This window comes from Methanospirillum sp. (assembly GCF_035406105.1).
In the GTDB taxonomy this organism is placed as follows: domain Archaea; phylum Halobacteriota; class Methanomicrobia; order Methanomicrobiales; family Methanospirillaceae; genus Methanospirillum.
Map to the genome: position 1 here is coordinate 1 of NZ_DAONKG010000099.1, position 8837 is coordinate 8837.

At 50.5% G+C, this 8837-nt stretch carries 12 protein-coding genes; 11 read left to right on the plus strand and 1 reads right to left on the minus strand.

Annotated elements, in window-relative coordinates; genetic code table 11:
* The 11 genes from PLA23_RS07265 to PLA23_RS07315 all read left to right on the plus strand — a co-directional run.
* Positions 1 to 526 (plus strand): HRDC domain-containing protein (locus PLA23_RS07265; protein WP_324474657.1); only part of this gene is annotated, 526 nt, incomplete at its 5' end.
* On the plus strand, positions 519 to 806 hold the full coding sequence (locus PLA23_RS07270) for a YkgJ family cysteine cluster protein (RefSeq protein ID WP_324474659.1): 288 nt from the start codon (positions 519 to 521) through the stop codon (positions 804 to 806). The genes PLA23_RS07265 and PLA23_RS07270, both read left to right, overlap by 8 nt.
* 72 nt (positions 807 to 878) lie before the next feature.
* Positions 879 to 1760 carry a thiamine pyrophosphate-dependent enzyme gene (locus tag PLA23_RS07275; RefSeq protein WP_324328122.1) on the plus strand — a complete coding sequence of 294 codons (882 nt, stop codon included), beginning with the start codon at positions 879 to 881 and terminating at the stop codon, positions 1758 to 1760.
* On the plus strand, positions 1754 to 2860 hold the full coding sequence (locus tag PLA23_RS07280) for a transketolase C-terminal domain-containing protein (protein WP_324328120.1): 1107 nt from the start codon (positions 1754 to 1756) through the stop codon (positions 2858 to 2860). Before PLA23_RS07275 ends, PLA23_RS07280 begins: the two co-directional genes overlap by 7 nt.
* Positions 2860 to 3387: a 2-oxoacid:acceptor oxidoreductase family protein gene (locus PLA23_RS07285; protein WP_324328118.1), complete on the plus strand. Its 528-nt coding sequence runs from the start codon at positions 2860 to 2862 to the stop codon at positions 3385 to 3387. The genes PLA23_RS07280 and PLA23_RS07285 overlap by 1 nt, the downstream gene beginning before the upstream one ends.
* Positions 3384 to 3653: a 4Fe-4S binding protein gene (locus PLA23_RS07290; RefSeq protein WP_502883603.1), complete on the plus strand. Its 270-nt coding sequence runs from the start codon at positions 3384 to 3386 to the stop codon at positions 3651 to 3653. Before PLA23_RS07285 ends, PLA23_RS07290 begins: the two co-directional genes overlap by 4 nt.
* A gap of 93 nt (positions 3654 to 3746) precedes the next feature.
* Positions 3747 to 5618 (plus strand): AMP-binding protein, encoded by a 1872-nt coding sequence (locus PLA23_RS07295; RefSeq protein WP_324474660.1) that lies wholly within the window; start codon positions 3747 to 3749, stop codon positions 5616 to 5618.
* Positions 5619 to 5674: 56 nt separating this feature from the next.
* Positions 5675 to 6310: a tetratricopeptide repeat protein gene (locus PLA23_RS07300; RefSeq protein ID WP_324330898.1), complete on the plus strand. Its 636-nt coding sequence runs from the start codon at positions 5675 to 5677 to the stop codon at positions 6308 to 6310.
* Positions 6311 to 6409: 99 nt separating this feature from the next.
* Complete coding sequence (locus tag PLA23_RS07305; RefSeq protein WP_324474662.1) at positions 6410 to 7096, plus strand: tetratricopeptide repeat protein; 687 nt, start codon at positions 6410 to 6412, stop codon at positions 7094 to 7096.
* Between the two features lie 42 nt (positions 7097 to 7138).
* The gene (locus PLA23_RS07310) at positions 7139 to 7648 is read left to right on the plus strand and encodes a DUF6438 domain-containing protein (protein ID WP_324330893.1); all 510 of its coding nucleotides are present in this window, start codon (positions 7139 to 7141) and stop codon (positions 7646 to 7648) included.
* A 20-nt stretch (positions 7649 to 7668) separates the two neighbouring features.
* Positions 7669 to 8568 (plus strand): ion transporter, encoded by a 900-nt coding sequence (locus PLA23_RS07315; protein ID WP_324330892.1) that lies wholly within the window; start codon positions 7669 to 7671, stop codon positions 8566 to 8568.
* A 10-nt stretch (positions 8569 to 8578) separates the two neighbouring features.
* On the opposite strand, the gene PLA23_RS07320 is transcribed toward PLA23_RS07315, so the two are convergent.
* Positions 8579 to 8837, minus strand: a 259-nt coding sequence (locus tag PLA23_RS07320) for a hypothetical protein (protein ID WP_324474664.1), incomplete at its 5' end; no start/stop codon positions are given.

Consider the following 8837-nt stretch of genomic DNA (forward strand, 5'->3'; position numbering starts at 1 on the left):
TGATATCATATCCGGGACGCCGGACGAGAAGGTGATTTCACGCGGGCATGATACACTTGCCTGTTTTGGTTCAGGAAGGCCTCACCGGAGAGGGCTGTGGGTGTACTGGATTCGTGAGCTGATATCCTGCGGGTATCTCTCACGGTACGGGTCCCGGTACCCGGTAGTGCGAAAGAACCCCCGGACACGGGATGCTCTTGCCGGAATCATTCCGGTCAGGATAGGTGAGCCGGAGTTTCAGTCCTCACTACCCGGCGGGGGATATGAGGAAGCGGATAGTCCTGCCGAGGACAATCTCTATGAAATCCTCCGGGATGTCAGAAAGAGCATTGCAGACGAGCTGGATATGCCCCCCTTCCGGATTTTTCCAAACCGCACCCTGCGTGAGATGGCGAAGATCCGACCCCGGTGTTTTGAAGATTTACGTCAGGTGTATGGCGTTGGTGAACGACGGCTCATACAATACGGGCAGCCTTTCCTTGAGGCTATTAATGCCTATCATGATCACGAGGTGGCAAATGGCTGATTCCTGTACACAATGCGGGAAATGCTGTCTGCATATGAAACGGTACATGCTCATTGAACGAAGTATCGGTGATTCACAGCATTTCTGTCATTTCACCCTGACAAAGGAACGCTTTTTTGCACGAATCGGGGGGGAAGACCTGGTCAGGTATCAGAACAGGGATGGTATGAATCAGTTCCCGGATGCCTGCCCGTTTCTCAGACCTGCCGGGAACGAATCGTTCTGCTGCACGATTTACTCATCAAGACCCGAACATTGCCGCAGATTTTTCTGTGCCTGACCGGTTTTGAAAAAGACCTGCTCTGTAAAACTATCATTATTTATCATTGCATACAAACGTCTACAGATTGTCATGTCAGGGACTTTTGCGAGCGAATACATTATGAAATGCACGTCTGCCTGTGCAGGGTGCAGCTCGTCCCTCATTCTCAGACACGTGCTTAAGGCAGCCGGTCCGGATACCGTTCTGGTGGTACCTGCCTGCTGCACAAGTGTTCTGCAGGGGGTCTGGCCACATACCGCGTTTAATATACCGGTGTACAATGTCGCGTTTGCTGCGGCTGCGGCTGTTGCTTCAGGTATGGCTGCGGCGTTTGAATCCATGGGGAAAAAAACCAACGTGATCGCCTATGCAGGTGACGGTGGTACGGTGGATATTGGTATTCAGGCATTGTCCGGAGCACTTGAGCGGGAGACCAACTTTTTGTATATCTGCTATGATAACGAGGCATACGGGAACACCGGTATGCAGCGGTCAGGCTCTACACCGCTCGGAGCCCGGACAACCACCACCCCGGGCGGGAAGACGCATGTAAAAAAGGATCTTGACCGGATCATCGCTGCCCATCACCTGCCATATATGGCAACCGCCTGTAGTGCCTATCCGCAGGATCTCGTGAAAAAGGTTCAGAAAGCGTTGTCGATCAAAGGCCCCAAGTTCATGCATATTCTCGCACCCTGCCCCCCCGGCTGGCGGTATGATGCATCACAGACGATCGAAGTCGGGAAGATGGCAGTAAAAACCGGGATGTGGGCGTTGTATGAACGGGAGTATGATACCCTGACCCTGAGCGGGCCGACAAAGGCTGCCATGATAAAACCGGCACCGCTTGAGGAGTATCTTAAAATGCAGGGCCGATTCTCAAGTCTGAAAGAAGAGCATATAAAAGCAATCCGTGGAGATATTGAACGAAACCTACGTCATTTGAAGGCAGAAGCGGAGGGACTATGCTGACCATATCCACCGGGAATAATGCGGTCGCTGCAGCAGTCCGGCAGGCAAATCCAGCAGTTGTGGCAGCATACCCCATCACCCCCCAGACCGAGATTGTTGAACAGATCGCCAATTATGTGACAAATGGAAGTCTGAAATCAAAATATATCCCGGTTGAGAGCGAGCACTCGGCGATGGCTGCATGTATTGGAGCAAGTATTACCGGTGTCCGGACGTTCACCGCTACCAGTTCACACGGGCTCTTATATATGCATGAGATGGTCAACTGGGCAGCAGGTGCCAGGCTCCCGATTGTCATGGCCAATGTGAACCGTGCTCTCGGGCCAGGCTGGAATGTATGGGCTGAACATACCGATGCCCTCCAGGCACGGGATACCGGCTGGCTCCAGGTGTATGTTTCAACGGTTCAGGAGGCATATGATGCAACTTTGATGGCGTTTCGTATCGCTGAGGATCGCCGGGTCTACCTGCCGGTGATGATAAACCTTGACGGGTTTGCCCTCTCCCATATCTCACAGCAGTTGGAGGAGAGTCAGGCTGGTGATTTCATCCCGCCACTGGTTCTTGACCATGCCATTTCAACCGATGCACCGGCCGGATACGGGTGTATGACCTCGTCTGCCGATTACTTCAGGATCCGGTATGATATCGAGCGATCCATGCGGGATTCGGTGCAGGTGATCCAGGAGACCGAAGCAGCGTTTGCGGAAAGGTTCGGGAGGAAGTATTCATGGACGGAGGACTACCGGTGCGAGGATGCAGAGGTGCTCATCCTTGCCATGGGAACCCTTGGCAAAGAGGCAGAAGTTGCCGTTGATATCCTTCGGAGCGAGGGAATAAAGGCAGGTTCGATGCGGGTCAGATGGATTCGTCCCTTCCCTCAGCTGGATCTGAAAGGCCGTGAGCTGGTGGTCATTGACCGGAACTACTCATTCGGGTTTGGGGGCATTCTGGCAACCTCCATCCGTGCAAAGACCGGGGAAGAGTGCTATAATGTTATCGCAGGTCTTGGCGGACAGGAGGTAACCTACGATGATATTGCAGGTTTTGTGAGAAACCGGCGTATTGGGGAAGAGTTCTGGTTTGGAGTTGATGCCTGATGTATGAGATCAGACTTCATTCCCGGGGGGGTCAGGGAGGAGTGACTGCTGCAAAGCTGATGGCACTTGCCTCATTCCGGGATGGCAAATATGCAACTGCGGCTCCGTTTTATGGTGCAGAGCGGCGGGGTGCCCCGATCGTCTCCTTTATCCGGATCGATGACAAGCCCATTAAGATCTACTCCCAGATCCATAACCCGGATCTTATTGTGGTTCTTGATCCGTCCATCATCGATCTGGTCAATGTGTTTGAAGGATTAAAACCGGACGGAAAGGTCCTCATCAATGCACCGGAAATTCCTGAAAAAGCACGTGGATATCAGGTCAGGTATGTGGATCTCACCGGGATTGCCCTCCGGACAAATCTGGTGGTTGCCGGAAGTCCTATCCTGAATACGCCTGTTATCGGTGCGCTTGCAAAAATGGGTCTGTTCTCACGGGAGTCTGCGGCTGCTGCCATTCGGGAGACGTTTTCGGATGAGCGAAATCTGAAGGCTGCTCTGATGGCATATGAGGAGCTGGTATGATGGCGGAGAAGAGGGAGAGGCTTGCAATGTCACGGCCTCGTGAGGGTGCCTGTGGCAATACCGGGACCTGGCGGGTGTTCCGGCCGGTCGTTAACAGAGAATTGTGTAATGCATGCGGCATGTGTGCCATGTACTGTCCTGACGGGGTCATTAATGAAAGGTACGAGATTGACCTGGTATTCTGTAAGGGCTGTGGTATCTGTGCGGCTGAATGTCCGAAAAAGGCCATTACTATGGTGCGTGAAGGGAACACAACCGGTACCTGATCACAGGTATCTGAACGGATAGCAGATCATGGTATAAATACTGGTTCACCCTTTCACAACTCTTTTACAATCTGGTGCACCAGATTAGTACAGATGGTTCGGTTCTCTATTACGATGGATGATGACCTGACCCGCCGGGTCGATCAGGAATGTGTTGTCAGACAGGTCTCCCGTTCTGACTGGATAAACGAGGCATGTACACGGCAGCTTCGGAAACTCTCCGGGTATGGGATCTACCCGTGTGGGAATTCAAGCCCGATCATTGACGACTCTCCGCTTGTGCACCGTCACAATATGCAGAATTATGAGGAGACGTACCGGAATTTTCGTATTGAGATACCGGAGTACTTCAATTTCGGGTTTGACGTGGTCGATGCCTGGGCAAAGAAGGACCGCAACAAGATTGCCATGGTCTGGACAAACCAGGAAGGAGCGGAGAAGTTCTTCACATTCCGTGACATCTCCCGGAGATCGAATGAGATCGTCAACATGATGATCAAGTACAAGATTGGCAAAGGGGACCGGGTTCTTATCATGCTCCACCGGGTGCCGGAGTGGTGGTTCATGGTTGTTGCCCTGATCAAGATTGGGGCGGTGTATATTCCGGCCCCGACCATGCTGACACCGAAGGATCTGGCATACCGGATCAACGCGGCAGAAGTAAAGATGGTCATCACCGATATGGAGAACGCTCATAAGGTTGACGAGATTGCAGCCATCTGCCCGACACTCGAGACAAAGATGGTAGTGGATGGTGCACGTGACGGGTGGCTCTCATACCCGCGTGAACTGACCTATCCTGCCCCGGTCTCATCGCGGATCATCAATCTGAAAGGGATGAGAAAGACCAAATCCTCCGATCCCATGGTCATCTTCTTCTCATCAGGAACGACGGGCGAGCCAAAGATGGTGCTTCACTCCCAGGCCTACCCGCTTGGTCATATCGTCACCGCCCGGTTCTGGCATGATGTGCGGAGTAATGATCTGCATTTTACGGTGTCAGATACCGGATGGGCAAAGTCAGCATGGGGAAAACTCTTTGGTCAGTGGATTGAGGGTGCTGCCGTCTTCGTGTATGATTACCGCAATAAGTTTAATGCAACCGAACTGCTTCCGCTGATTGAGAAGTACGGGATTACCACGTTTTGTGCACCACCCACCATTTACCGGATGCTGATCATGGCAGACCTGCGAAAGTATGACTTCTCCGAACTCAGGCACTGTGTGAGTGCCGGGGAACTGATCAACCCGGAGGTCATCAAAGCCTGGAAAGATGCAACCGGTCTGGAAATTTACGAAGGGTACGGTCAGACGGAGACGGTCCTCTGTGTCGGGACATTCCCCTGTATGGAGCCAAAGTACGGATCCATGGGAAAACCCTCACCCGGATGGGTGATTGAGCTCCATGATGAGGATGGAAAACCGGTAAAGCCAGGTGAAGAAGGATCCATTGCCATCAAAACAGATCCCCGGCCGGTCGGTTTCTTTATGGAATACTGGGGGAATGCAGAGGCAAATGAGAATGCATTCAGGGGTGGATTTTACTATACCGGTGACCGGGCTATTAAGGATAATGACGGGTATTTCTGGTTTGTCGGACGTGATGATGATGTGATTAAGGCGTCCGGGTACCGGATCGGCCCGTTTGAGGTTGAGAGTGCCATCATCGAACACCAGGCTGTGCAGGAAGCGGCGGTGGTCGGCTCTCCGGATATCATCAGGGGATTTGTTGTGAAGGCATTTGTCGTTCTCAAGGCCGGGTATGAACCATCAGACAAACTTGCACGGGAGATTCAAGAGTATGTCAAGTCCATCACCGCTCCCTATAAATACCCCCGAAAGATTGAGTTTGTTAAAGAACTTCCAAAAACAATTTCAGGCAAGATCAAGCGGAAAGATCTTCGGGAACTTGAGATGAAACGGTTTGAGGAGGAACAAAAGAACGGAAGCAGGGATACATCATAAGGGATATATTGAACCACCTGACATGTTTTTATTCTTTTTTTCATAACCTTTGTAGAATGAGTCTGAAGGTGGTATGTCTTTTCTTCATCCTCGCTGGTCTTCTCGTCCCGGCAGGGGTGCTGGCAGCTGATGACGGATGGTCACATGGCAGTCTCTTCTCTGCTCCTAACTGGCTTTTGGAGCAGTTTGATGATGAGTCCAGAGAGATGAGCAAGATGGATTATTTCGGGACCAAACTGGTGGAGCCGACCCCGACACAACCGACTGCTATGGACCTTGTCAAGGAAGGATGGGCGTATCTGGAAGGGGGAAATTATAAGGATGCACTTAAGTCCTTTGAAAAAGCTCTTGCAATAAATGGGTCATCTCCCGAGGCATGGTACGGACGGGGTCTTGCTCTTGAGAACCAGAAGCGGTATCTCTCTGCGATTGATGCATATACCAAAGCCCTCTCATACTCGAAAAAGCCGGCATCAAGCTGGGGTGCGAACGCCGGGAAGGGACGATCATACCTTGCCCTGAATCAGTTTGAGAATGCCAAAGAGGCACTGACTCTTGCAATCAGCCAGTATGAGCAGTCCGGAGAGAATATGCCTGATGAACGTGCTTCCATGTATCGTGACCTTGCCCAGGCACTTGAGATGCTTGGGGAGAATGATGCCGCCCAGGAAGCACTTGAAAAAGCAGGGTAAACGATCTTAAAACCAATCTTTTTTTTGATTTTGCTGAGAAATTATTTATTTTTCATATGAGATCAATCCTCTATGCAATCTGCTGCTCAGATCCCAATATTGGTCCTGTCAGTACTCATCCTCTCTGGTAGCACGTTATTCGCTGCAGCAGCACCAGTCTTTTACTCCGGCTCTCCCGATGCTGATGGATTTGTCCCTACCGGTATGATTACCAGTGATGACGGATGGTCACATGGGAGTCTCTTCTCCGCTCCGAACTGGCTGCTGGCACAGATAGATCCAAATCTGATGAGTACCGTGCTGGATTTCGGTTACACGCCTGTACCCACAGAAGCTCCGAAAGAGTTTGAGGATTACATCGCAGAAGGGTATGCTGCCCTTGATGGGGGGAACTATCGTGCTGCGTATAATGCCTTCAAAAAGGCCATAGAACTCCAGCCTTCTTCATCTGATGCATGGTATGGAACCGGTCTTGCCCTTGAGAGTCAGAAACGCTACCTTTCTGCCCTGGATGCATATTCGCAGGCCATCTCCTATGCAAAAGGCGCAGTATCAAACTGGGCTTCGTATGCCGGGAAGGGACGTGTGCTCTATTCTCTGAACCGGTTTAGTGAGGCAAAAACTGCACTTGAAACTGCAGTTGCCCAGTATGAGAAGGCAGGAGTCTCCCATCCTGATGAACTCGAGGAGATATACCGTCTGTTAGATGAGATATCCGGGAATAGCAGCCCTGCTTTGGATGCTAATCCATCGGCATATATCCCCGCCACTGCAGGTAACCTATAACCTCTTCCCCACATTTTTTACCCGGCGTGACGTATTACCAGTATGAACAGACTGTCAATGAAAGTTTTCGCAATATTACTGGCATGCTTTCTAATCTCCCCGTCTCTCGCAGTCTCATCAGGTGAGCAGGACCGCGATATTGAAATAACCCTTGAGCGTGGTATGTGTTTTGGGACATGCCCGGTGTATTCGGTCTCCCTCTATGGAAATGGCACGATTGCCTGGGAGGGTGGGAGGTATGTGGAAGTTATTGGGAACATGACAGCCACTACTGATCCTGCTATGATTGGAGACTTGTATGATCGGCTCATTGAAGGCGGGTTTATGGGCTTCGCAGACTCCTATGCCTTCCAGAATATCACTGATATGCCAACCGCTACGCTGACCGTCAGAAATGGCACTGTTATCAAAGCGGTTTACCATTATCATGGAGACTTTACTGCTCCGGAGAACCTTTCTTACATGGAAAATGCCGTCGATCGTGTGGCAAATACCAGCCGGTGGATTGGAACATATACCTATGATGAAGGCATGTGGGGAGAGCCGATATAACATTGGTTTTTGGAGATATTGTGGGATACAAATCGATTAAAAACCGTATCCATGTCATCCTGGATAAGCCGGCCCGGCATGACAGGACCGCTATTGCCATCCATGGAGCATTGGCCGTGGTAATTCTGATTAATACCATCGCAGTGATACTCTTTACCGTCCGCCCGGTTGCCGAGCAGTTCGGGTCTCTTCTGTCATATATTATCAATGCATGTATGGCTGTTTTCATCTGCGAATATGTTCTCCGGATATGGGCATGCACCTCTGCTCATCATCCGGTCCGTATGATTACCGACCGCATCAGATATACCCTCCGGATGTACCTGCTCATTGATCTGTTCTCCATTTTGCCGGTATTCATTCCCTTCCTTTTCCCCCGAAATTTTACGATTATCCGTCTGCTACGTCTGGTTTCGATATTCAAACTGGGCAGGTTTACCCAGTACGCTGACTCACTGATCCAGCTTCGCCGGGTGGTATGGCGGAAGAAAGAGATATTCGCCATCATGCTCTTTTTTCTGGTGTTCATCATTCTCTTCTCATCTACTATCATGTATGTCGTGGAGTACCCCGCACAGCCTGAATCTTTCTCGAGTATTCCTGCTGCCCTCTGGTGGACGGTCATGACAGTGACGACCGTCGGGTATGGTGATATCATTCCGATAACACCACTTGGAAAGGTTATTGCCGGTATTGTTACCCTGACCGGGGTACTAGTTCTGGCACTTCCCTCCGCTATCATGGCGACCGGATTTATTGAGGAACGGGAACGGCTGAAAAAAACAGAATCAAAGAAAAAGTATCAGGAGGTTCCTCCGGTTCTTCTACACAAACTTGATGAACTGAAAGAAATGGGTTACATTAATCAGGAAGAATATGCTTTGTTTCGCGTTCATTTATTTAAAGATGAAGATTCCTGATGAATTTTTATCACACTTCTTCCTGTTCTTCCTCCTCGAATGGTTTTTCCAGGGCAAGCAGACCCGGGCTCATGGGAACTGACGGCTCTTTTTGAAATATCGTCCCTGTTTCTTGTACATTCTCCATCGCCTGGTTCACCGCACTCTCTACTGCTGCGTCCAGTCGTTCAGATCTTGTATCAGCTTCATGCTCTGCACTCAGGGGGATAATTACGGTAAATAGCAGGAGCAGGGCAAATATAATAATTATTACGATGATTCCAATTATT

Bases quoted from the DNA above. Each gene is read 5' to 3' on its own strand.
- PLA23_RS07280 (WP_324328120.1), top strand. From the start codon at position 1,754: ATGCTGACCATATCCACCGGGAATAATGCGGTCGCTGCAGCAGTCCGG.
- PLA23_RS07285 (WP_324328118.1), top strand. From the start codon at position 2,860: ATGTATGAGATCAGACTTCATTCCCGGGGGGGTCAGGGAGGAGTGACT.
- PLA23_RS07270 (WP_324474659.1), top strand. From the start codon at position 519: ATGGCTGATTCCTGTACACAATGCGGGAAATGCTGTCTGCATATGAAA.
- PLA23_RS07290 (WP_502883603.1), top strand. From the start codon at position 3,384: ATGATGGCGGAGAAGAGGGAGAGGCTTGCAATGTCACGGCCTCGTGAG.
- PLA23_RS07295 (WP_324474660.1), top strand. From the start codon at position 3,747: ATGGTTCGGTTCTCTATTACGATGGATGATGACCTGACCCGCCGGGTC.
- PLA23_RS07275 (WP_324328122.1), top strand. From the start codon at position 879: ATGTCAGGGACTTTTGCGAGCGAATACATTATGAAATGCACGTCTGCC.
- PLA23_RS07310 (WP_324330893.1), top strand. From the start codon at position 7,139: ATGAACAGACTGTCAATGAAAGTTTTCGCAATATTACTGGCATGCTTT.
- PLA23_RS07300 (WP_324330898.1), top strand. From the start codon at position 5,675: ATGAGTCTGAAGGTGGTATGTCTTTTCTTCATCCTCGCTGGTCTTCTC.